The 23,419-nt window shown below is 45.7% G+C and carries 21 protein-coding genes; 12 read left to right on the top strand and 9 right to left on the bottom strand.

Going from position 1 to position 23,419, the window contains the following annotated elements:
* Window position 1 precedes the first annotated feature (1 nt).
* From pyk to QMF28_RS08590, 6 genes are all read left to right on the top strand, one after another.
* Window positions 2-1,438: a pyruvate kinase gene (gene pyk, locus QMF28_RS08615; protein WP_281742344.1), complete on the top strand. Its 1,437-nt coding sequence runs from the start codon at window positions 2-4 to the stop codon at window positions 1,436-1,438.
* A 61-nt stretch (window positions 1,439-1,499) separates the two neighbouring features.
* The gene (gene fba, locus QMF28_RS08610) at window positions 1,500-2,564 is read left to right on the top strand and encodes a class II fructose-bisphosphate aldolase (RefSeq protein ID WP_281742342.1); all 1,065 of its coding nucleotides are present in this window, start codon (window positions 1,500-1,502) and stop codon (window positions 2,562-2,564) included.
* A gap of 7 nt (window positions 2,565-2,571) precedes the next feature.
* Window positions 2,572-3,471, top strand: a complete 900-nt coding sequence (locus QMF28_RS08605) for a phosphoribosylaminoimidazolesuccinocarboxamide synthase (protein ID WP_281742340.1) — start codon at window positions 2,572-2,574, stop codon at window positions 3,469-3,471.
* Between the two features lie 51 nt (window positions 3,472-3,522).
* Window positions 3,523-4,017, top strand: coding sequence for a 5-(carboxyamino)imidazole ribonucleotide mutase (purE, locus tag QMF28_RS08600; protein WP_281742338.1), 495 nt, complete (start codon window positions 3,523-3,525; stop codon window positions 4,015-4,017).
* A gap of 4 nt (window positions 4,018-4,021) precedes the next feature.
* Window positions 4,022-5,206 (top strand): 5-(carboxyamino)imidazole ribonucleotide synthase, encoded by a 1,185-nt coding sequence (locus QMF28_RS08595; RefSeq protein ID WP_281742336.1) that lies wholly within the window; start codon window positions 4,022-4,024, stop codon window positions 5,204-5,206.
* Between the two features lie 2 nt (window positions 5,207-5,208).
* Window positions 5,209-6,300, top strand: a complete 1,092-nt coding sequence (locus QMF28_RS08590) for an L-threonylcarbamoyladenylate synthase (RefSeq protein ID WP_281742334.1) — start codon at window positions 5,209-5,211, stop codon at window positions 6,298-6,300.
* Here the strand turns inward: QMF28_RS08590 and dacB are convergent.
* Genes dacB through QMF28_RS08570 form a run of 4 tightly spaced genes read right to left on the bottom strand, consistent with a single transcriptional unit; the run spans window position 6,246 to window position 11,725 of the window.
* Window positions 6,246-7,775: a D-alanyl-D-alanine carboxypeptidase/D-alanyl-D-alanine endopeptidase gene (gene dacB / locus QMF28_RS08585; protein ID WP_281742333.1), complete on the bottom strand. Its 1,530-nt coding sequence runs from the start codon at window positions 7,773-7,775 to the stop codon at window positions 6,246-6,248. The two genes, QMF28_RS08590 and dacB, sit on opposite strands and share 55 nt — an antisense overlap.
* Window positions 7,776-7,823: 48 nt before the next feature.
* Window positions 7,824-10,253, bottom strand: a complete 2,430-nt coding sequence (locus tag QMF28_RS08580; protein WP_281742331.1) for an ATP-binding protein — start codon at window positions 10,251-10,253, stop codon at window positions 7,824-7,826.
* Window positions 10,254-10,259: 6 nt separating this feature from the next.
* Window positions 10,260-10,883, bottom strand: coding sequence for a response regulator transcription factor (locus QMF28_RS08575; protein ID WP_068319419.1), 624 nt, complete (start codon window positions 10,881-10,883; stop codon window positions 10,260-10,262).
* The gene (locus tag QMF28_RS08570; RefSeq protein ID WP_281742327.1) at window positions 10,883-11,725 is read right to left on the bottom strand and encodes a diguanylate phosphodiesterase; all 843 of its coding nucleotides are present in this window, start codon (window positions 11,723-11,725) and stop codon (window positions 10,883-10,885) included. Before QMF28_RS08570 ends, QMF28_RS08575 begins: the two co-directional genes overlap by 1 nt.
* A 316-nt stretch (window positions 11,726-12,041) precedes the next feature.
* On the opposite strand from QMF28_RS08570, the gene QMF28_RS08565 reads away from it, so the two are divergent.
* The 3 genes from QMF28_RS08565 (at window position 12,042) to QMF28_RS08555 (ending at window position 14,815) form a co-directional block, all read left to right on the top strand.
* Entirely contained in the window at window positions 12,042-12,332 is a 291-nt protein-coding gene (locus tag QMF28_RS08565) for a co-chaperone GroES (RefSeq protein ID WP_068320934.1), read from the top strand.
* A 28-nt stretch (window positions 12,333-12,360) separates the two neighbouring features.
* A complete protein-coding gene (gene groL, locus QMF28_RS08560) occupies window positions 12,361-14,013 on the top strand; it encodes a chaperonin GroEL (protein WP_068320933.1) in 1,653 nt (550 codons plus the stop codon).
* Between the two features lie 88 nt (window positions 14,014-14,101).
* Window positions 14,102-14,815, top strand: a complete 714-nt coding sequence (locus QMF28_RS08555) for a hypothetical protein (protein WP_281742324.1) — start codon at window positions 14,102-14,104, stop codon at window positions 14,813-14,815.
* Window positions 14,816-14,826: 11 nt separating this feature from the next.
* On the opposite strand, the gene QMF28_RS08550 is transcribed toward QMF28_RS08555, so the two are convergent.
* From QMF28_RS08550 to QMF28_RS08535, 4 genes are all read right to left on the bottom strand, one after another.
* Entirely contained in the window at window positions 14,827-15,618 is a 792-nt protein-coding gene (locus QMF28_RS08550; protein WP_068320929.1) for a hypothetical protein, read from the bottom strand.
* 102 nt (window positions 15,619-15,720) lie between these two features.
* The gene (locus QMF28_RS08545; RefSeq protein WP_068320921.1) at window positions 15,721-17,088 is read right to left on the bottom strand and encodes an NAD(P)(+) transhydrogenase (Re/Si-specific) subunit beta; all 1,368 of its coding nucleotides are present in this window, start codon (window positions 17,086-17,088) and stop codon (window positions 15,721-15,723) included.
* Between the two features lie 33 nt (window positions 17,089-17,121).
* Window positions 17,122-17,460, bottom strand: coding sequence for a proton-translocating transhydrogenase family protein (locus tag QMF28_RS08540; RefSeq protein ID WP_068320920.1), 339 nt, complete (start codon window positions 17,458-17,460; stop codon window positions 17,122-17,124).
* Window positions 17,461-17,485: 25 nt separating this feature from the next.
* Window positions 17,486-18,616 (bottom strand): Re/Si-specific NAD(P)(+) transhydrogenase subunit alpha, encoded by a 1,131-nt coding sequence (locus QMF28_RS08535; RefSeq protein ID WP_281742320.1) that lies wholly within the window; start codon window positions 18,614-18,616, stop codon window positions 17,486-17,488.
* A gap of 177 nt (window positions 18,617-18,793) precedes the next feature.
* On the opposite strand from QMF28_RS08535, the gene mnmA reads away from it, so the two are divergent.
* Window positions 18,794-19,906, top strand: coding sequence for a tRNA 2-thiouridine(34) synthase MnmA (mnmA, locus tag QMF28_RS08530; RefSeq protein ID WP_281742318.1), 1,113 nt, complete (start codon window positions 18,794-18,796; stop codon window positions 19,904-19,906).
* A 71-nt stretch (window positions 19,907-19,977) separates the two neighbouring features.
* On the opposite strand, the gene QMF28_RS08525 is transcribed toward mnmA, so the two are convergent.
* Window positions 19,978-20,592, bottom strand: a complete 615-nt coding sequence (locus tag QMF28_RS08525) for a glutathione S-transferase N-terminal domain-containing protein (RefSeq protein ID WP_281742317.1) — start codon at window positions 20,590-20,592, stop codon at window positions 19,978-19,980.
* A gap of 95 nt (window positions 20,593-20,687) precedes the next feature.
* Between QMF28_RS08525 and purB the strand changes: the two genes are divergently transcribed.
* Both purB and QMF28_RS08515 read left to right on the top strand, forming a co-directional pair.
* Window positions 20,688-22,067 (top strand): adenylosuccinate lyase, encoded by a 1,380-nt coding sequence (gene purB / locus QMF28_RS08520; protein WP_215347678.1) that lies wholly within the window; start codon window positions 20,688-20,690, stop codon window positions 22,065-22,067.
* Entirely contained in the window at window positions 22,064-23,413 is a 1,350-nt protein-coding gene (locus QMF28_RS08515; RefSeq protein ID WP_281742316.1) for a 3-deoxy-D-manno-octulosonic acid transferase, read from the top strand. Before purB ends, QMF28_RS08515 begins: the two co-directional genes overlap by 4 nt.
* The last annotated feature ends 6 nt before the right edge of the window (window positions 23,414-23,419 follow it).

Raw genomic sequence — 23,419 nt, 5'->3', positions numbered from 1 at the left:
TATGTTGAGAGCAACAAAGATCATTGCAACCCTTGGGCCTGCCTCAGAAAAGCCTGAAGTGTTGCGTGACATGATTCGTGCCGGCGTCGATGTGGTGCGGATGAATTTCTCTCACGGTACTGTGGCAGACCATAAAGCGCGCCATGATTTAGTGCGAACCATCTCTGCGGAAGCTGGCAAAGAAGTCGGCATCATGGCTGACTTACAAGGCCCAAAAATCCGTGTTGGCAAGTTTGCAGAAAATAAAATTTTGCTAAAAGAGGGTGACAAATTTACCCTCGATGTAGCTTGTGAGCTTGGTGATCAAACTAAAGTTGGTCTTGACTACAAAGAATTACCGGGTGATGTAAAGCCAGGCGATCGCCTTTTGTTGAACGATGGCTTAGTTGTTCTTACCGTTGAGAGTGTTCAAGGCGGAGAGATTTTCACCGTTGTTGAACAAGGTGGACCGCTCTCTAATAACAAGGGTATCAATCGTGCTGGAGGCGGTCTAACTGCTCCTGCTCTGACTGAAAAAGATATCGCTGACTTAGATGCAGCTATCGCGATGGGCGTAGATTTCTTGGCGATTAGTTTTCCAAAAGATGGTGCTGATATGGCCTATGCCCGTAAGCTGGCAGATGCTGCTAGCGCCAAGTATGGTGTTGGTAATGTCAGAACAATTGCAAAGGTGGAGCGTGCAGAAGCCATTGAGCCAGATGCACTCAAAAGCATTATTGCTGAGAGCGACGGAATTATGGTTGCGCGCGGTGACTTGGCTATTGAAGTCGGTAATGCTGCTGTGCCTGCCCTGCAAAAACGCATGATTGCTTGGGCGCGTGAGGCGGATAAATTTACGATTACCGCTACGCAGATGATGGAGTCCATGATTAATGCTCCAGTTCCAACGCGCGCAGAGGTAAGCGACGTTGCGAATGCAGTGTTGGATGGTACTGATGCGGTAATGTTATCTGCCGAATCAGCTGCAGGCATGTATCCAGTGCAGACCATTAAAGCAATGGCAGAAATTTGTGTAGAAGCAGAGAAGTCAGATCGTGTGAAACTCGATACTGACTTTTTAGATCAAACCTTCACTCGCATTGATCAAACGATTGCTCTTGGAGCCCTTTTCACAGCCCATCATTTAAATGCGAACGCCATTGCAGCTTTGACTGATTCAGGGTCAACAGCGATCTGGATGAGTCGTCACAATATTCATGTACCTATTTTTGCGTTGACCTCCAAGATTGCTACACAGCGTGCATTAAGTACATATCGCAATGTCACCCCAATTGGTTTGGACTACACCAAAGATCGTGACACTGCATTGCAAGAAGTAGAGGCATGTCTGAAAAAGGTGGGCGCGGTCAAAAAGGGCGATACCGTTGTGCTGACCTCTGGTGAGCCAATGGGCGAGCCTGGTGGAACCAATACCCTCAAAATTATTCATGTGAAGTAATTCGCATCTTTAACTAAACGATTTATTTTTAAACCTAATTACTATTTATTAAGAGAACATCATGGCTTTAGTATCTTTAAGACAACTCTTGGATCACGCTGCTGAAAATGGTTATGGCCTACCAGCATTTAACGTCAACAACTTAGAGCAAGTGACAGCGATTATGGAAGCGGCACATGAGGCTGATTCTCCAGTCATCATGCAAGCATCTGCAGGCGCACGTAAATACGCAGGTGAAGCGTTCTTGCGCCACTTGATTTCTGCAGCAGTTGAGGCCTATCCACATATTCCTGTAGTAATGCACCAAGACCACGGCCAAAGCCCGGCAGTTTGTATGGCAGCCATTAAGAGTGGCTTTACGAGCGTGATGATGGATGGCTCATTAGAGGCTGATGGCAAAACAGTTGCTAGCTATGAATACAACGTAGACGTCTCCAAAGAGGTGGTGAAGTTCTCACACTCCATTGGAGTTACTGTCGAGGCAGAGTTGGGTGTATTGGGCTCACTCGAGACAATGCAGGGCGACAAAGAAGATGGCCATGGCGCTGACGGCAAAATGACTCGTGAACAGTTGTTGACTGACGTTGAACAAGCAGCAGATTTTGTGAAGGCAACTCAGTGCGATGCTTTGGCAATTGCGATTGGCACCAGCCATGGCGCATACAAGTTCAGCAAGAAGCCTACAGGCGATATTTTGGCAATCGATCGTATTAAAGAAATTCATGCGCGTATTCCGAATACTCATTTGGTGATGCACGGCTCTTCTAGTGTTCCGCAAGAGTTGCTTGCTGAGATTCGTGAGTTTGGTGGTGACATGAAAGAAACCTACGGCGTTCCTGTTGAAGAGATTCAAGAGGGCATTAAGAATGGTGTTCGTAAGATCAACATTGATACGGATATTCGTTTGGCAATGACTGGTGCAATCCGCCGTTACTTTATTGAGAACCCATCTAAGTTTGATCCGCGTGATTATTTGAAGCCAGCCCGTGAAGCCGCTAAGAAAGTCTGTATTGCACGCTTCCAAGCCTTTGGTTCTACTGGGCAAGCATCAAAAATTAAGCCGATCTCTTTAGAGAAGATGGCTGAGCTATATAAGAGCGGCAAATTAACTCAAATTGTGAAGTGATTTAAATATGGCCGCTTTGTACGCAACTTCTATTAAGTCATTGCCATTGCTTTCTAAAGGCAAGGTACGTGATGTCTACGCGCTAGACGATGACAAGTTATTAATGATTACGACCGATCGCCTCTCCGCTTTTGATGTGGTGATGGGCGAGCCTATACCTGAGAAGGGTGTGGTTCTGAATCAAATGGCAAATTTTTGGTTTGATAAGTTGGCATCCGTTATTCCTAATCATTTAACTGGCATTGACCCAGCTACTGTTGTAGCTGCAGATGAAGTAAGCCAAGTTAAAGGTCGTGCAGTTGTAGCTAAACGCTTGAAACCCATTTTGGTTGAAGCAGTGGTGCGCGGTTATTTGGCTGGTAGTGGTTGGAAAGATTACCAAGAAACCGGCAAGGTGTGCGGAATTGCATTGCCAGCTGGTTTAGAAAATGCTCAAAAATTACCTGAGCCTATTTTTACTCCAGCAGCTAAAGCTGAAGTCGGCGAGCATGATGAAAATATTTCATTTGAGAAAGTGGTTGAGCTTATTGGTGAAAAATTAGCCAATCAAATTCGCGAAGTAAGTATTCGTTTGTATAAAGAAGCTTCTGAGTACGCAGCTACTCGCGGCATCATCATTGCTGATACCAAGTTTGAGTTTGGTTTAGATGCTAACGATCAATTAGTGTTAATGGATGAGATTCTGACTGCTGATTCTTCCAGATTCTGGCCGGCTGAGACCTACTATGTAGGCTCCAACCCACCTTCGTACGACAAGCAGTTTGTCCGAGATTGGCTAGAAACTGCGATGGTGGACGGCAAGTTGTGGCCTAAAACAGCCCCTGCACCGCAATTGCCGGCTGATGTCATTGAAAAGACTGCGCAAAAGTATCGCGAAGCCTTAACCAGGCTTACTGAGCAAGGTTAACTCGGGGATAATGAGATCCTTGAGAAAAATTGAAGGTATTTGGAGAGGTAAATGAGTAAGAAGCCAATTGTCGGAATAGTAATGGGGTCCAACTCAGATTGGGACACCATGCAGCACGCCGCTCAAATCCTTGAGCAATTTGGCATCCCTCATGAAGCTAAAGTGCTCTCTGCACACCGCATGCCAGACGATATGTTCCAGTATGCTGAAAAAGCACAAGCCAATGGCTTGCAAGCCATTATTGCTGGTGCCGGGGGTGCGGCGCATTTGCCAGGCATGCTCGCTTCCAAAACAATTGTTCCCGTTTATGGTGTGCCAGTAGCGAGCAAATATTTACGTGGCGAAGATTCTTTGTATTCAATCGTGCAGATGCCTAAAGGCATTCCGGTTGCCACTTTTGCAATTGGTGAAGCTGGTGCAGCCAATGCCGCCTTGCACGTCATTGCTAGTTTAGCTTTACACGATGCGGATTTGGCTAAGCGTTTAGAAGATTTCCGTGCGAAGCAGTCCGATACTGCACGTTCAATGAATTTGCCGGGATATTAATTACATGGCAGATCGTATGGAACCCATTTTGCCGGGTTCGTATTTAGGAATTTTAGGCGGCGGTCAATTGGGGCGCATGTTTACCCAGGCTGCACAGGCTATGGGCTATAAGGTTTGCGTTTTAGATCCTGGCGCTGATAGTCCCGCAGGCTCTATAGCCGAAAAGTTTATTCAAGCTGACTACACAAACTCAGCTGCCTTAAAAGAGATGGCCGCTCTCTGCCCATCAGTAAGTACTGAGTTTGAGAATGTCCCTGCGCAGGCATTGGATGAGTTAGAAGCTCTTGGCGTATTTGTTGCGCCACGGAGTAGCTGTGTCTCTTTGGCGCAGAACAGGGTGGCTGAGAAAAAATTTCTAGCTACCTGGAAATCAGAAACCAATATTGGTCCAGCACCATACGCCGTTGTTGAGCATGATGCTGATATTGCTCATATTCCAGCCGACTTGTTTCCTGGAATATTGAAGACAGCTCGTATGGGTTATGACGGTAAAGGTCAAATTACTGTTTACATGGCTGCGGATTTGCCGGCAGCCTGGGCGGAATTAAGCAAAGTTCCTTGTGTATTAGAAAAGCGCATGGATTTAGATTTTGAAGTATCTGCCTTAGTAGTGCGCGGATACGATGATGCCGTGGTTGCTTATCCAGTTTCACAAAATATTCACCGCGATGGTATTTTGCACACCTCTACTGTGCCAGCGCCATCGCTAAAGCCAGCACAAGAGAAAAAAATTGTAGAAGCGGCAAAGGCACTCATACGAAAGATTGATTACGTAGGCGTACTTTGCGTGGAGTTCTTTGTTCTTAAGAATGGCGATATCGTCGCTAATGAAATCGCTCCTCGCCCACATAACTCCGGCCACTACACCATGGATGCTTGTGTTAGCAGTCAATTTGAGCAGCAAGTAAGAGCAATGGCTCGTCTGCCTTTAGGTGATACGCGTCAGTTAGCGCCAGTATCAATGCTGAACTTATTGGGTGATCTTTGGTTTGAAGGTAGCGAAGATCAACCAAAAGAACCTGCTTGGAATCAAGTGCTAGCTCATCCTGATGCTAAATTGCATTTGTATGGAAAGTCCGAACCGCGCATGGGTAGAAAAATGGGTCACATCAATTGCCTGGGCGAAGCTCTCAATGAAGCGCGCCAAAACTGTGCAGCCGTTGCTACTGAATTAGGCATCGAGCCCTAGAAATGTCCAGCGACAGTAGCCTGCAATCTTCTGCAGTAATTAACGAAGCAGCACAAACATTGCGTGATGGTGGTTTAGTCGCCTTTCCGACCGAGACCGTTTATGGGTTGGGCGCAGATGCTAAAAATGCTGAAGCCATTAAGAAGATCTTTACTGCCAAGGGTCGTCCTTCGAACCATCCATTAATTGTTCACCTTGCCGCACCAGATAGGTTTGATCAGGCTCAAGTGGATTGGGTGCCGATACTGGCTAATTGGGCAAGAGATGTATCAGAAGAGGCCTTAAAGCTAATCAATGCATTTTGGCCAGGGCCGCTAACGCTGGTCTTCAAGAAAGATAAAAGCGTATTGACGGATTTGACTGGCGGTCAAGATACGGTAGCGATTCGTGCGCCGTCACATCCTATTGCTCAAGAGCTATTGCGTAAATTTAAAGGTGGCGTTGTAGCGCCATCAGCCAATCGTTTCGGCAAGGTTTCACCGACCAGCGCTTCAGATGTTCGTCATGAATTTGAAGGCATGCTCGATTTGATGATCTTGGATGGAGGCGATTGTGAAGTGGGAATCGAGTCAACCATTATTGATTTGTCCTCAGGTGATAAAGCGATACTTCTCAGGCCGGGTGCTATTACACCAAGCGAGATTTTTGCTAAGACAGGTGTCAAGGTGTATTTGCCCGGTGATGTAAAAGCAAATGAATTGACAGAAGATCTTCCTAAAGTATCTGGAAGTCTCAAGGCTCATTACGCCCCAACTACGCCTTTGCGTTTGTATGCTCCAGGGCGCGTCTTAGATGCTTTAAGTGAATTTCCAGATATTAAATCTCGGGTTGCAGTAGCTGTTTGGGATTCGGATTCTTGCTTGGGGGATGACGGTCACCCATCTGCCCACTTTGAAGAAGTCGAAGTGCCAAGTGATAGCGCTGCATTTGCTAGTCGCCTATATCGTTCCTTGCGAGATTTGGATCAGCAAGGCTGGGATCTTATTTTGTTTCCTGAGCCACCAGCAGGTGAGGAGTGGGATGGCGTGAGAGACAGGCTTCAGCGGGCGTGCTTTGGTTCTGGACCATCCTCTAGTAGCCACGTCAGCAATTGATCGTGCGCTTCAAGACCTCTCCAGGCATTGGGGTGGTTAATGAAGGAAGTCACGGCGTACATCTTTCCTGATTTACTCAAAACGTAACCTGATATTGCGCGCACATCTGCTAGTGAGCCAGTTTTAATTCTGGCCTCAGGCTTTTTCTTGAGATGTAAAAACTTACGAAGTTGACCTAACAAACGATTGCGCATGGTGCCATCAGTTCCCGCTATCGGAAGGCTGTTGTAGAACACTTCTGCTACGGGAAGGTTGCGAGCGGTTAAGAGAAGTTGATTCATTTGCTCTGCAGAGATGGCCTCATTGCGAGATAGCCCAGATCCATTTTCAATAACCAGGTCCGTAAAATTCAAACCGTTTTGCTTGAGCCAACTCTGAATTACTAAATCACCATTAGCAGTCGTTGCGGGTTTACCCATTTTTTCTAAAGCAAGCGTTAATAGAACTTGCCGCGCCATGACATTGTTAGAGTATTTGTTAATGTCCAAAACATCATCGGCTAGCTTGATACCCTCAAATTGCAGCAAGAGACGAGCCGCAAGCGGAACGCTGCCATCCTTGCCAATAGGCGGTTTGGCCCAAGTGCCACCAGCCAATTCCCAAGCAGCTGCAAAGCCTTGGGTTAAGAAGGTATTAGCATCCAAAGCAACGATATTGAAGTTCACCCCCTTACAAGAGCTTGGAAAAGCTCCTGAGAACTGGGCCGTTAAGGCTTGATCGGTATTGCCGATTTCTTCTGGGTCTAATTTAAATCCAATATTGCTTTTCCAGTTATCGCAAGGACGATCTACCAGCTGCATTTGATTCGATACCTTCAGTTGCGATAGTGCTGGTGTATAGCTGATGTCAATAAAGTCGGCAGTTCGTGACTTACCCAATTGAAAGGAAAGAGTACGAAAAGCATATAACAATGGATCGGGCGGTACGTTATAAGCACGCAAAGATTCGCCATCAATCGTGTTATGTTCCATTGCGCTCGGAGCATAGGCACTGCGATCAAAAAATAAATTACCGTCAATTTTTTGAATACCAAGATTCTGTAGTTCTTTCATCATCTTGGCGAGCTCTTCAGGGATGAGTTTTGGATCGCCTGTGCCTTGTAAATACAAATTACCCTTCAAGACTCCCTGACGAATAATGCCGTCGGTATAAATATTGGTGCGCCAACGATATTGCGGCCCCAAAATATCCAAACCGCTCAAAGTGGTTAGCAGCTTCATTGTTGAGGCGGGGTTCATGACTACCTCAGGACGCCAACCCAATATATTTTTGGCAACATGCTTTCCCGGGCGCCCAGGCTCAATCTCTATTACCGAGATGCTGATGGCATCTTTGGGTATTTGATTGCGTTCAAGACTGCTAGTTACCGATTTAGGTATATCCAGTACAGCAGCATTATTAGCGGCGGCGCTGAGGCTGACAAGCCAAAAGAGGGCCGCTATTAAAGTCGAGTAACGAAGAAAATATGAGCGCATTCCTCATAGGATAAACCCACCTTATTGGAAGGGGGTGAACTTCAATATTTAGGGTTCTATGTATTTCGATTTGTAGCGGGCAATAACTTGATTTTCCTGTACCAATAATTGAATAAACGCGCAGATCCTGTGCCTCAAATTGCCCTTTTCCTCAAGCTCAGAACAGGCCTGAATAAATGCCTTAGCGCTGAGTAGTTGGGCGCCACCTTTTACCTTATGAATCAGGCTGCTGAAAGTGTCCTCATCACATTGATTGCTTTCTAGTATCTCAAGAGCCTCATCATGGACTTTCTTGATTTCATCTAATATCACCAAAATATGATTTGGGTTATCTCTTAGTAGGCCTGCAAATACATCAAATGAATATTCATCGGCGCCAACTTCTGAAATAATTTTTTCAGTTACTTCCTGGGTTGAGAAATAGCGAGTCAATTCGTTTTCTAGGGTCATGAGACTGAGTGGTTTGATGAGAACGCTATTCATACCGGCAGAAAAAAACTGGTGGCGTGAATCCAGCGCATAAATATCTGCGGTGACGCCAATGATGATGAGATCGCGATGCCCTAGATCTCGAATTCGCTTAGTAAGTTCTGAGCCTTGCATTCCCGGAATGGATTGATCGGTTAACAAGAGATCAAAATTGGTCTGGGTAATCAAATCTAGAGCTGTATGCGCGTTATCGCAAACTGCTACCTCAATCCCAAGCGCCTCTAATTGTAGGGAAATAATTTGCCTGCTAGCTGGGTGGTCCTCGACTACTAAGGCTCGTAAGGAGCGATTTGATTTGTGGTGACCTTTGGAGACTAGCTTTCTTGACTGAGGAGCTTTGCCATTTGTTGGCGCTTGTCCAGGCGCAGCAATGCTAGTGCGAGGAAATGCCACGCAAAAATGAATATTGCTACCAAACCCTGGGGCGCTATCAAAATAAAGTTGACTGCCCATTGAGATGACTAGGTGATTAGTAATGGTGAGTCCAAGACCAGTTCCCTTGTGTTGCTCGCTCGAACCCGGAATTTGCTCGAATGCTTGTAGAGCTAGCTCAATATCTTCGGACTCCATGCCTACGCCAGTATCGATGACTCGAAACTCAATCAACTGTCCCGCATGGTCATCTGCCAAGACGCTAATAGAGAAATAAATCTCACCATGCTCAGTAAATTTGATGGCATTACTAATGAGGTTTTGTAGGATTTGCCGCAGTCGGAGTGCATCAATCATCAACACTTGGGCAATCCGAGGGTCTTTAGTGGTGTGAAGCGTGAGATTTTGGATTTGGGCAACGGTTGAAAATGCGGAATCGATATCGTCGATAAGGGTATTGAGGCAGCAAGGCTCTAAATTGAGAGTGAGCTTACCCGCTTCAATTTTGGAAAGATCTAAAACTTGATTAAGGATTCCTAGTAGCGACTCTGCTGATGAGTGGGCACTTTTGAGTAATGTTTTTTCATTATTCGGGAGTGGGCTTTTTAGCAACAGCTCCTGCACTCCCAAGATAGCATTCATTGGGGTACGAATTTCATGGCTCATCGTAGCCAGAAATGAAGACTTCGCAGCATTCGCTTTTTCGGCAAGCTCTTTAGAATTCATGAGTCTCTCAGTTTGATGAGTATGTAGTTGATTTTTTCTTTTTATGTACCAAAGTAACAAGGTTCCGCCCAGCAACGCTGCCAACGCTGAAATCCAGTTAAGTTGCGGGTTATTAGACTTGCTGCTGTATCCCCATGCCTCGTTTGTATGAAGGGCAAATAGATTACGTGATTCCATGGGGTCTAAGTTATCCAGAAAGCCACCAAGAACTGCATGCAAGGCCTCGCTCTGATGGGCAATTAGCCAGCGGTATTCAAATGGCTCTCTGCTATATAAGCCATTTAATTGCAATTTCTGGCCGTTCACTTTCTGAATGATTTGTTGCGCAAGGCGCACTGGTAAGACTAGTGCTTCGATATCATTTTTGAGTAGATCAAAGATTAATTTTTCGGTGTGACTAGAAAGCCTGGATTGCGGATGGGCTGGAGATGGGGGATTTTCATAACCACGATCGAAGTAGGCAATATTGATTGGTTCGATGGGCGCATTTCTTTCTGAGCGCTTTGTCAGAATTGCATCATGACCCCAAAAAATTGCTTCTGATAGGGAGCCAAACCTTAGGTATTCATCATCTAGAGTTGGTGGATCAATAATGAAGTCGACTTCCCCGCTAGCGAGTTGTTGCAATCCTTCTTGATCGCTCTTGCGCCATTTAGGCAGAAATTCCTGCTTAGTAAAATCACTAAGCTTGCTCAGGATGCTGTGAAAAACACCGGCCTCACCATTCTCATTTGATTCTAGATATGGGGCGTACTTTTCATGAATGCTAAAACGGACTACAGGATGGGCATCGACCCATCTTTGCTCGCCTGGGCTCAGCAAAGTGGCATAAGAATTGCTTATGACCCCATTGAATAGGATAAAAGCAATGCGAGTAATGGATCGACGCATATTGCTTTAGCTTTCGATGATGTTGTTCATGCGGCAGAACAAGATCAGGTCAGCAATATTATTAATCCCGAGTTTGTCAAAAACCCTGGTCTTATAAGTGGCGACTGTCTTATTACTGATATGTAACATGTCAGATATCTGTTGATTGGTGTTGCCTTTGCCCAGATATTTCATGACCTGTAGCTCGCGATCCGAAATCAATGCAAGCTTATCGTTGTCGCTTAATGAGCTATTGCCATTCTTGCCATGAGTGAAAAAGTTATAACCTTGAGATATAGCTACGCAGGCAGCCAAAATGACATCCGCCCCTGCTGTTTTATTGACAAAGCCATGGCCACCTAATGAGCGCACTCTCCCGCCATAGACAGCTTCATCCATGCTTGAGAGAACCAGTATGCGCACATCGGGGTACATGAGGCCGATACGGCGGATCACATCAAACCCATCGGTCTTGGGCATATCTAAATCTAGAATGACCATATTGGGATTTACTTCTTTCATTGACCTGAGGCACTCCTCTCCATTTTGAGCTTGCCCTGCAATCTCAAATAACAACTGGTCTTGCAACATACTTTTAAGAGCCATCAGCATTGCTGGATGGTCATCTACCAACATCACGCGTTTTCTCATTACTTGTCTCCGTTTTGGTTTGGGTGTTGATGAGGGTGCAGCGAAAAAATGGCTTTAGCGATACGGCTATCGTTTATTTGAAGCATTTGATGGCGACTGACCGGCGCCATCATTAGTCCCCCATATGCATGATCTGCAATGAGAGTTGATGCATTTTTTAAATCTTGTACTAAGCCAATGTTGGCCGCATAAATTTGTGTGGGTGAATATGGTGATTGTCTTAACTGGGATAGCGCATCACTGGCTAGATTGTGCTCACGAAGTGTGCTCATATCAATGTGCACGCCTTCCAATTGCATATCAGTGATCCAATGCAACTCTTCAGCACTGCCGCAGAAATTTAAGAAATGCAGCAAGACGCCCAATCTTCGTAAACGAAGCAAGCCTTCTTTACAAGCATCAACAGTGGCAGAGTCTGGGACGGATTGAATGCCAATCGCTACTAAGCCAACTGGTAGACGTGAGTTCAAAATCAATTCACTCATTGCATCTACATAGCTACTTGAGGCTAGGGCATGGGTTGGTATTGGCAAGATTCCAGGAATAAAGCGACCACTGCGATACCAGTACGAAACGGTATCTAGACCCTCCATAAAGAGGCGCAGTAGTTGCATATCTGATGCGACGAGCAATGGTCTAAATAAGGATCCTGTCAGTTTTATTCCCTTGCGGTTAAAAATGGGTTCATGGCTAATCGCTTGTCGCTTAGACCAGGATTGGTGTTCTTCGAGAGCTTGGCTACTAAGGCCAAGCCAGGGGTCGCCACAGGCGTCTCGTACTTCGTGGAAGGGTTTGTTCTTCCATGCCTTTACAAGCGTGTACAGCCGGGATTTCGGGCTCATCAGCATTCTCCAATCGGTGACTGTTCAGTCTAGGCAGGACGGATTGGAGCGGTAAGGGCTTTAGGCTGATTTATCTGTAGGAATCGCCCTACCAGCCTGTCCCCATTATAAAAAGAGGTCAAATCCTTAAAGAATTTATGGTGATCCGCCCTTGAAATACAGGGAATGAGACCTATATAATCAGCACTCCCTACACGCGAGTGCTAAAAAGGTGATTTATCAGTTGATTACCCCAAAACTCCGTGTAATGAGATTGTAAATCATTGATTTATATAGTTTATTTAAATAGTTAACACTTACTAACATAGGAGAAGAGATGAATTTGCGTCCCTTACATGATCGCGTAATCATCAAGCGTTTAGATCAAGAATCAAAAACTGCTTCCGGAATCATCATTCCTGACGCTGCTGCAGAAAAACCTGATCAAGGTGAAGTTTTGGCGGTAGGCCCAGGCAAACGTGATGACAGCGGCAAATTAAACGCACTTGACGTCAAAGTTGGCGATCGCGTTTTGTTTGGTAAATATGCAGGTCAAACAGTAAAAGTTGACAGCGAAGAACTCATCGTGATGCGTGAAGACGACATCATGGCTGTTGTACAGAAGTAATTTCGGTATTTAAGAGAGGAATTTAATCATGGCAGCAAAAGACGTTGTATTTGGAGATAGCGCCCGCACCAAGATGGTCGAAGGCGTAAATATTCTTGCTAATGCAGTGAAAACAACTTTGGGACCAAAAGGTCGCAACGTGGTGATCGAGCGTTCATTCGGTGGACCAACAATCACTAAAGACGGTGTATCCGTTGCAAAAGAAATCGAACTCAAAGACAAGCTCCAGAACATGGGTGCGCAGATGGTTAAGGAAGTAGCTTCCAAAACTGCTGACATCGCTGGTGACGGTACAACTACCGCTACTGTATTGGCTCAGTCAATTGTTCGCGAAGGTATGAAATATGTAGTTTCAGGCCATAACCCAATGGACTTGAAGCGTGGTATCGATAAGGCTGTTACAGCCGCAATCGAAGAGCTCGCAAAAATTAGCAAGCCTTGCACAACAACTAAAGAAATCGCTCAAGTAGGTTCTATCTCTGCAAACAGCGACCACAGTATTGGTCAGCGCATTGCAGAAGCAATGGAAAAAGTAGGTAAAGAAGGCGTTATCACTGTTGAAGATGGCAAGTCTTTGGAAGACGAGCTTGAAGTAGTTGAAGGTATGCAGTTTGACCGCGGATACCTCTCTCCATACTTCATCAATCAACCAGAAAAACAAGTTGCTGTATTGGAAAGCCCATACGTGCTCTTGTTTGACAAGAAGATTGCTAACATCCGTGATTTGCTCCCAGTACTCGAGCAAGTAGCAAAATCTGGTCGTCCATTGTTGATCATTGCAGAAGATGTTGAAGGCGAAGCCTTGGCAACTTTGGTTGTGAACAACATCCGCGGCATTATCAAAACTTGTGCTGTTAAAGCTCCTGGTTTCGGTGATCGTCGTAAGGCTATGTTGGAAGACATCGCCATTTTGACTGGCGGCACAGTAATCGCTGAAGAAATCGGCCTGACACTCGAGAAAACAACTCTTGAGCACTTAGGTCAAGCTAAGCGTATCGAAGTAGGCAAAGAAAACACCATCATCATCGACGGTGCTGGCGATGCTAAAGCGATTGAAGCTCGTGTGAAGAACATTCGTGTTCAGATCGAAGAGGCGACTAGCGACTACGACAAAGAGAAGTTGCAAGAGCGTGTTGCTAAGTTGGCAGGCGGTGTTGCAGTGATTCGTGTTGGCGCGGCTACTGAAGTAGAGATGAAAGAGAAGAAAGCACGTGTTGACGACGCATTGCATGCAACTCGTGCAGCCGTTGAAGAAGGTATTGTTCCTGGCGGTGGCGTAGCGTTGATTCGTGCAATGCAAGGTATCAAGGGATTGAAAGGCGACAACGCTGATCAAGACGCTGGTATCAGCATCGTATTGCGCGCTATGCAAGAGCCATTGCGTACTATCGTTAGCAATGCTGGTGAAGACGCAGGTGTAGTTGTTAATGCTGTTCAAGCAAGCAAGGGTAATAACGGCTACAACGCAGCTACCGGTGAATACGGTGACCTCGTTGCACAAGGTGTTATTGACCCAACTAAGGTAACAAAAACTGCGTTGGTAAATGCGGCTTCTGTTGCTGGCCTCTTGTTGACTACTGATTGCGCGATTTCTGAAGCGCCTAAGGATGAGTCTGCTGGTGGCGGCATGCCTGATATGGGCGGCATGGGTGGTATGGGTGGTATGGGCGGCATGATGTAATAGCCTCACCTCTCCAGCTAGCTTGCTGTAGAAACTAAAACGCCAGGTTCAAAAGACCGGGCGTTTTTTTATTTGGTACAGTGAACCCATGAATAAATCATTTGTATTTCTGGCGATCTCTCTTGTGCTGACAATAGGCGAGGCTTGCACTCAAACTCCTACCCAACAAACTCCAATCTTTGAAAAAAGCATATCCAATCTGCGTAATCAGCGCTATTGTGAAGTCTTGATTGGTAAGCGCGATTGGCTCAAGCTTGAAGTTAGGGTATTTAACACTCAGGGCCTTAATCTTTGCCCAGAAGCGCAATGGAGTTCGTTAACCAAAGAGTCAATTGTCAAAGATTATGATGCTTCAATTGCCATCTTAAATGGCCCGCGCTATTGGATGATGGATGAAATTCAGGCTGCCGGAAATACCGTCAATGACGTAAAAGAGACTTTTGGTGGCATTGAGATGAATTTACGGGCAACAGTAAAGTTGAGTTTGCTGAAGCAGCTGATGGGTAGCAAGAATTACACCGCCAATGAAGTTGCTCGTACTACCAACTTTGTCTATAGAGCTGGTAGTACTGTTTATGAACTTACATCTCCAGCAGGTGATGTTTATGTTATGCAATCGTATTCACAAATTGTGAATCCTGCACTCAACATTAAAGATCTTCCAGTATTGAGCGAGCAGCTGAAATTACCAGCTGGCTGGACTTACCGTAGTCGGATGCTTGATCAAGACCTCTCCTTGGTCGCTAATGGCGTTGCGTATGTACTGCAAGACAACTTATCCAATAGCTATCAAAGAAGGTAAATTTTTAGTGATTATTGCCAGGCCTTTTGAAGTTTTAAAAAGTCTGCATTCAGGAGATTCGCATCTTGTAGTTGATGTGGAAATTCCAACGAAAAAATCACGTAGAGCGCAAAGCCCATCAAGCCCAAGTAAAGTGCCGTCAGAAACCAATCTTCCTCTTTCTTAATCGCCATTGAGTAGCCGCTTAATAGGGCACCTATTGAGAGTAGAGCAAATAGGAAGCGGTCAATAATTGCTGGGGGATGGTGCTTTCCATTGAGTATTCCTTCTTGGAAAGTATCCAATAGATGCGTAAGTTGGGGTCTCAAGATATTGTCCGCTAAATCCTTGGTGCTGACTGGAGCCCGGCTAATTGCCTTGTTGACTTCTTCATTCAGTGTGTTTAAGGACTGAGTTAAGACGTTATTGTTCGCGTCAAGATCATCCATTTTTTTAATGTTTTCATACTTAGATATTCTCTGCTTAAGTATTTGCTTTAAGGTGTTTTGCACAGCAACACGATCGGTAGGATTTAGATAATTACTTGACTGATAAACCTGTTTCAGGGAATGCGCTTGATCACGTATTAAGCTCATCCGCTTGTCGTAGTGATCGGTTGCATTGGCAAAAGTAAAGCCAAGTACAAGCGCGGACAATCCAAAAATTGCTGTAGCCAATGAATCGCGGACAACGACATGTTCGGTTGTGCGGGTCCGATATCTTCCATATAGCCAGCCCATCAATAAGAATATTAGGATGGAGGTAAAGAATATGATTGGTGCATATTGAACGATATTGAGGTGATTCTCAACGAAATTTGGCATAGCAAGCTCTTTTAAGGTGATGTCGCTCTTTTGAGTAGTTTGTTTAGTGTAATTAAAAACCGCCCGAAGGCGGTCTTTAATTACAAGTATTGAGGCCTGGGTTTATTCAACCGCTTTGACCATTTCCTCAACTACTTTCTTTGCATCTCCGAAGACCATCATGGTTTTATCCATGTAGAAAAGCTCGTTGTCTAAGCCGGCATAACCAGCCGCCATTGATCGCTTATTAACGATGATGGTTTTTGCTTTGAACGCCTCCAAGATTGGCATACCAAAAATTGGGCTGCCTGGAGTACGTGCTGCTGGGTTAACAACGTCGTTAGCGCCGAGCACCAAGACCACGTCAGCTTGACCAAAATCACTGTTGATATCTTCCATCTCGAACACTTGATCGTATGGAACTTCAGCTTCCGCCAAGAGAACGTTCATATGACCAGGCATACGACCGGCAACCGGGTGAATGGCGTATTTCACAGTCACACCATGGTGAGTTAACTTTTCAGTCAATTCTTTCAGGGCGTGTTGGGCGCGAGCAACCGCTAGGCCATAGCCTGGAACAATGATCACAGTGTCAGCGTTTTCCATCAAGAAAGCAGCATCTTCAGGTGAGCCTGTTTTGTAATTCTTAGGACCGCCGTCATCGCCACCACCTGCAGCAGCTTCGGCACCAAAGCCGCCGAGCAATACAGCCAAGATAGAGCGGTTCATTGCCTTACACATGATGTAGGACAGAATCGCGCCAGATGAACCTACGCAAGCACCCGCAATAATTAACACGGGGTTGTTTAAGGTAAAGCCAATACCTGCTGCAGCCCAACCAGAGTAACTATTGAGCATCGATACAACCACTGGCATATCGGCACCACCAATAGGGATGATCAAAGTAACGCCCAATACCAAGGCAATGGCACACATTGCCAAGAAGGCTGCGTGGCTATCACCCATGTAGTAAGCAATACCAGCGCCAACCATTGAGATAGCTAAAAGGAGGTTGAGTAAATGTTGACCAGCAAAGCTTACTGGCTTGCCACTAACCTTGCCAGATAACTTACCAAAAGCAATTACTGAGGCCGTGAATGTGATCGCGCCAATAAACGCGCCAATAAAGAGCTCAATCTTTTGTGCGCCAGTATGGTCGTGTGCTGGATTAAATACGGCTGCAATCGCGATCAGTACAGCTGACAAACCCACAAAGGAGTGCATCAAAGCTACCAACTCAGGCATCTTAGTCATTTGCACGCGCTTAGCAGCAATGGTTCCAATAACGGCACCACCAACGATTGCAGCAATGATTAATGAAAATACAGGCTTGAAGTCTGGGATCAAGAATGTCGTGATCACAGCAAGCAACATACCAATCATGCCGAAGGTATTACCTTGGCGTGAAGTAGTTGGTGAAGACAAACCACGCAAAGCGAGGATGAACAACACCGATGAAATGAGATAAGAAATAGCGGTTATGTTTGACATAGTTTTGGTCTCTATATAGGTCTTGTTCTAGGTTTATTTAGTTCCAGCCGCATCAGCCTTAGGGGCTTTTTTCTTGAACATTTCAAGCATGCGACGGGTGACCATAAAGCCACCAAAAATATTAATTGAGGCGAGGAATACGGCAATGGCACCAATAATGCTGGTCAGGGTAATTTCATCTCCACCAATGACTTCAGTTTGAAGTAATGCGCCAACGATGATGATGCCGGAGATTGCATTAGTTACCGCCATTAAAGGTGTATGCAATGCTGGGGTAACGTTCCAAACTACGTGATAGCCGACAAAAATGGCCAATACAAACACAGTAATGTTTTGAACGGTGAGGATGCTTTGAAAGGCAGCGAGATCCATAATGTTTCCTTAGTATTTTTTACTGTTAGTTTTTGCGAATGGCTTGGCCATCACGACACATTAAACAAGCGGTGACGATATCGTCATCAGTTGGGATCACCAGCTTGGCTTCTTTATCCACAATCAGCTTCATGAAATCGAGCAAGTTGCGTGAGTAGAGTGCAGATGCATCCGCTGCAACCATGCTGGCTAAATTTGTATAGCCCACAATCTTCACGCCATTCACATCAATTACTTTATCTGCTTGAGTTAAAGGGCAGTTACCAGAGCCGTTATCACCTTTACCTGCAGCTAAGTCGATCACGATTGAGCCCGGTTTCATATTAGCAACAGTGTCGCTATGTAGTAGGACTGGAGGTTTGCGTCCAGGAATCAACGCAGTAGTAATGACGATGTCTGCTTGTTGAGCACGTTCGGCAACTAAGGCTGCCTGACGCTTCATCCAAGCTTCTGGCATTGGGCGGGCATAGCCACCAACGCCTTGAGCAATTTCACGCTCTTCATCGGTCTCATAAGGAACGTCAACAAACTTGGCGCCCAATGATTCAATTTGTTCTTTAGCTGCAGGACGAACATCAGATGCTTCAATCACAGCACCAAGGCGTTTTGCAGTAGCAATAGCTTGCAAGCCAGCTACACCAGCGCCTAAGATGAGTACGCGAGCTGCTTTAACAGTACCCGCGGCAGTCATGAGCATTGGCATGAAGCGTTGATATTCGTTGGCAGCAACCATGACTGCTTTATATCCGGCAATGTTTGCTTGAGAAGACAAGACGTCCATGCTTTGTGCACGTGTTGTACGCGGCGCAGCTTCTAAAGAAAATGCAGTCACGCCTTGAGCTGCCATTGCAGCAATCATGTCGTTATCAAATGGATCGAGCATGCCTAGGAGAACGGCGCCAGATTTAATTTGTTTTAATTCGGCGGCTTCAGGAGCCCGCACTTTAAGAACAATCTCGGCTCCAAACGCATCCGCTGCGCTGCCAACAGTTGCACCGACAGCCTCATATGCAGAGTCAGGTTGACTAGCTTTTACGCCGGCGTCTTTCTGAATCACGACGGTATGGCCTTGGCCAATGAGTTTTTTAACGGTTTCTGGTGTGGCGGCTACTCGAGTTTCCCCAGGCCTTGTTTCCAGTGGCACTCCTATGCGCATGGCATGTCTCCAAAAGCAAAATTTTTCAAAAAATCTATTTTAGTTAAATGGGCCTTAATGCACCTATTTACTTACACCTAAGTCCGCTTGCTTGGTTTTTGCCCAAAATTCTGTGAAACCGGGCTAAGACTTCTACAATATGGTCTGTCAGCTTATATTGAATTCTCGCATTTTTTGATGATCCCGCTCAATTCTTCCGCAATCCCGTCGTCCCAGACCAAGAAAGTCGTTATTGGCATGTCTGGAGGGGTGGATTCGTCGGTTGCCGCCTGGATGCTCAAGGAGCAAGGCTTTGAAGTTATTGGCCTTTTTATGAAGAATTGGGAAGATGATGACAACGACGAGTACTGTTCTGCTCGCCAGGACTGGCTAGATGTGGTTTCGGTGGCCGATATGATCGGCATAGACGTTGAAGCCGTCAATTTCGCTGCTGAATACCGTGAACGTGTATTTGCCGATTTTTTGCGCGAATACGCTGCAGGGCGAACACCTAATCCCGACGTTTTATGTAATGCCGAAATTAAGTTCAAAGCATTCCTAGATCACGCCATGAGTTTGGGTGCGGATGCGATTGCTACTGGGCACTATGCACGTGTGCGTCATGAGGGTGGAAAAGTCCAGCTATTAAAGGCAGTTGATACGAGCAAAGACCAAAGTTATTTCTTGCATCGCTTAACGCAGCAGCAATTGGCAAACGTCATGTTTCCGCTGGGAGAAATTCCTAAAACGAAAGTGAGAAAAATTGCCGAGCAAATTGGTTTGCACAATGCAAAGAAAAAAGACTCTACTGGAATTTGTTTTATTGGTGAACGTCCTTTTAGAGAATTCTTAAACCGCTATTTACCTCGTATACCTGGCCCCATTAAGACGCCAGAAGGTAAGACTGTTGGTGAGCATATGGGCCTAGCATTTTTTACCTTAGGTCAGCGCAAAGGCATTGGTTTGGGAGGCAGTCAGGATGGTAATGGTGATGCTTGGTATGTGGCGCGTAAAGATATTTCGAATAACACCCTGTATGTAGCACAGGGCCACGAGCACCCGTGGCTATTGGCTCATAAGCTTTCTGCAATGGACGCTAGCTGGGTATCTGGCGCAGCGCCAATGCCGGGAAGCTATTCCGCTAAGACGCGTTATCGTCAAGCGGATTCAGCTTGCACTTTAATTGCCGGTAATGATCCGCAAAGTTTTGAATTAAGCTTTCCGGATGCGCAGTGGGCGGTAACACCCGGACAATCAGCCGTTCTCTATGACGGTGAAATTTGTTTAGGCGGTGGAATTATCTCCGCATAAATTTCATCAGCCATCGGATACAAAAAAGCCAATCAGTTTTGATTGGCTTTTTTATTTAAGTAATAAGTTGATTAAGCAGCAGGCGGTACAGTTTCCATAAACGATGGTCGCTGCAATAATTTCTGATACAAGCGATCTAGGTTGGAATATTGTGCTTGCCATTTCACTTCAGGAAAGCGAAACAATAAATAACCAATGGCGCAACCAACAGCGATATCCGCTAAGGTCATTTGATTACCATGACACCATGGGTTTTCACCGAGTTGCTCCGACATCTCGCGAAGGGCAGCATCGATCTTGCCCATTTGGCGGTCATACCAAGTTTGGCTTTGCTGCTCTGCTGGGCGCAGGGTACGCTCTAAACGAGCCAAAATACCGGCATCCATAATTCCGTCAGCCAGGGCTTCCCAGGTTTTAACAGCGGCACGCTCCCGGTTATCGGCGGGAATAAGCTTGCTGACAGGGCTTAGGCCATCTGCGTACTCTGCGATGACACGGGAGTCGTAGACAGCATCCCCATCGTCAGAAATAAGGCAAGGAACCTTCCCTAGGGGGTTTGTGGCACCTATTTTGGTGTCTGCGGCCCAAACATTCTCTAATTCGAGGTCAACATCAACCTTTTTCTCGTTAAAAACAATACGTACTTTGCGTACATAGGGGCTGGTGAGGGATCCGATAAGTTTCATGGGATCAAGTATAGCCATCCTAATTGGGGTTTGCTGGACTTCCAAACGCATTAAAATTAGCTTTTATTGACATCTTCAATGCAAAGGCAATATTCGTGAGTCAGCCGCTTTCTACCCTTAATGCTCTTTCCCCTTTAGACGGTCGTTATGCCGGAAAACTAGATGCTTTGCGTCCTTGGCTTTCTGAGGCGGCTTTTATGCGCCAGCGTGTGTTTGTGGAAATTCATTGGCTTTTGGCTTTGGCTGCAGCTGGTTTGCCTGATGTGCCAAAAATTAATGCTGCTGACGAAGCTTTCTTGCTATCTCTTCCTGAGAATTTCTCCGATGCGGATGCTCAGCGCATTAAAGATATTGAAGCGGTTACTAATCATGATGTCAAAGCGGTTGAGTATTTCTTAAAAGAAAAAGTTGCTGGTCGTCCTGATTTGCTTAAAGCAAGTGAGTTCATTCATTTTGCTTGCACCTCTGAAGATATCAATAACACCTCACATGGTTTGATGTTGCGCGGCGCACGCGATGAAGTGCTTTTGCCGCAACTTCGCAAGGTACTTTCTGTTTTGACTGACTTGGCCCTTGAGCACGCCAAGGTTCCGCTTCTTTCACGTACCCACGGCCAACCTGCTTCACCAAGTACTCTTGGAAAAGAAATTGCAAATATTGCTAAACGTTTAGAACGTGCGATCGATGCTATTGCAGCAGTGCCTTTGCTAGGCAAGATGAATGGCGCAGTTGGTAACTACAACGCCCACTTATCTGCTTACCCTGATTTTGATTGGGAAAATTTCTCCAAGAATGTAGTGGAGAAGCGTTTAGGTTTGACCTTTAATCCATACACCATTCAAATTGAGCCACACGATGGTATGGCGCAACTATTTGATGCGATTGCTCGTGCTAATACGATTCTCTTGGATATGGATCGTGACTTCTGGGCATATATCTCTGTTGGGTATTTCAAGCAGCGCACTAAAGCTGGTGAGATTGGCTCATCCACGATGCCGCACAAAGTAAACCCAATCGACTTTGAAAATTCTGAAGGTAACTTGGGTGTTGCCAATGCATTGTTGCGTCATCTTGCTGAAAAATTACCAATCTCTCGTTGGCAGCGTGACCTTACTGATTCCACCGTGTTGCGTAATTTGGGTCCAGCCTTTGGTCATAGCGTATTGGCTTATGACAGCGCCCTGCGTGGACTTGGTAAGCTGGAAGTCAATCTTGCAGCAATTGCCGCCGATTTAGATGCATGCTGGGAAGTATTGGCTGAGCCAGTACAAACTGTCATGCGCCGTTATGGTATCGAGAATCCCTACGAGCAGTTAAAAGAATTGACTCGTGGCAAAGGCATTAATCAAGCCGATTTGCAAACCTTTATTCGCGGCTTGAAGATTCCTGAGGATGCAAAAGCGCGTCTATTAGAGATGACTCCATCCTCTTATCTAGGTAAGGCGGTCGAGCTGACCGAACGTCTGAAAAAGTGAGTTTGACTACCAATTCAGAATACGGGGCACGTCCCCGGATCTGGTTTGCTGTTTATCAATTGCTTTGGCATCTCTTATTGCCATTAGCATTTGTTCGATTGGCTTGGCGCGCACGTCATGCTTTTTCTTATCTGCATCACATCCCAGAGCGTCTGGGTTTTGGCTACAGCAAGCCCATCACTCAAAAGTCTATTTGGATTCATGCGGTATCGGTTGGAGAGACTCGTGCTGCTCAACCATTGATTGATGCTTATTTGTCTAGAGGTGAATCAATTCTCCTTACCCACATGACGTTGAATGGACGCCGCACTGGTAAGCAGTTATTTACGAAAGAGATTACCTCTGGACAAATCCGACAAGTCTATTTGCCATATGACATTTGTTGGGCTGTAGAACATTTCTTGAAGACCTTTAAGCCAAAGCTTGGCCTATTTATGGAAACTGAAGCCTGGCCAACCGTTGTCTTTCGCTGCAAAGAAATTGGTTTACCTCTATTTCTAGTTAATGCTCGTTTATCAGAACGTAGTGCGCGTCGTGTTAATCGTTTTGGCAAAGCGGGGCGCGCGTTGTTCCAAGCATTCGCAGGCATCTTGGCTCAAACTGAATTTGATGCACAGCGTTATCGCAGTTTGGGCGTTCAAAATGTGAAGATTGTGGGTAATCTCAAGTTTGATGTTCCATTGGATCCTGGTCTCGTAGAGCAAGGTAAGGTTTGGCAACAGGATATACACGCAGGCAATCGCTTAATGGTGTGCGCTGCAAGTACCCGTGATGGCGAGGAGGCCATCATTCTCAAAGCCTGGAATGATTTGCTTTTAAGTAACACTCTTGCTACAACTCCCTTGTTATGTTTGGTGCCCCGCCATCCGGAACGCTTTACTGAAGTAGCCGATCGGATTAATAGCGCTGGCTTAAAGTTCCGTAAACGTAGCGAGTGGACAGGTATTCCGAGCGAGTGTGATGGTGTGGATGTTGTTCTAGGCGACTCCATGGGTGAGATGCCAATGTATTACAGCGCTTCTGACTTGGTGTTGATGGGTGGAAGCCTACTTCCTTTTGGAGGTCAAAACCTTATTGAAGCCTGTGCGGCTGGGTGTCCTGTTTTATTGGGTGAGCACACTTATAACTTTCAGCAGGCCGCCTTAGATGCGATTGATAGCGGCGCAGCTAAAAGAATTAAGGGAGAACTCCTCTTAACAGAGCCAATTGCTTTGATGGAGTCTTTGAAAGAATTGCTCTTAAATACTGCTGAGCTGAAGAAAATGAGCGAGGCAGCGAAGGCCTACTCAGTGAAACATCAAGGTGCGACTAATAGAATCTTAGCCGCCCTTGATCAAACAAACTAAATTACT

Origin of the sequence: Polynucleobacter yangtzensis, from assembly GCF_027924165.1 — a bacterium.
GTDB classification, from domain to species: Bacteria; Pseudomonadota; Gammaproteobacteria; order Burkholderiales; family Burkholderiaceae; genus Polynucleobacter; species Polynucleobacter yangtzensis.
The sequence above is the reverse complement of the archived record's forward strand: the minus strand, read 5'-3'. Positions and strand labels throughout refer to the sequence as shown.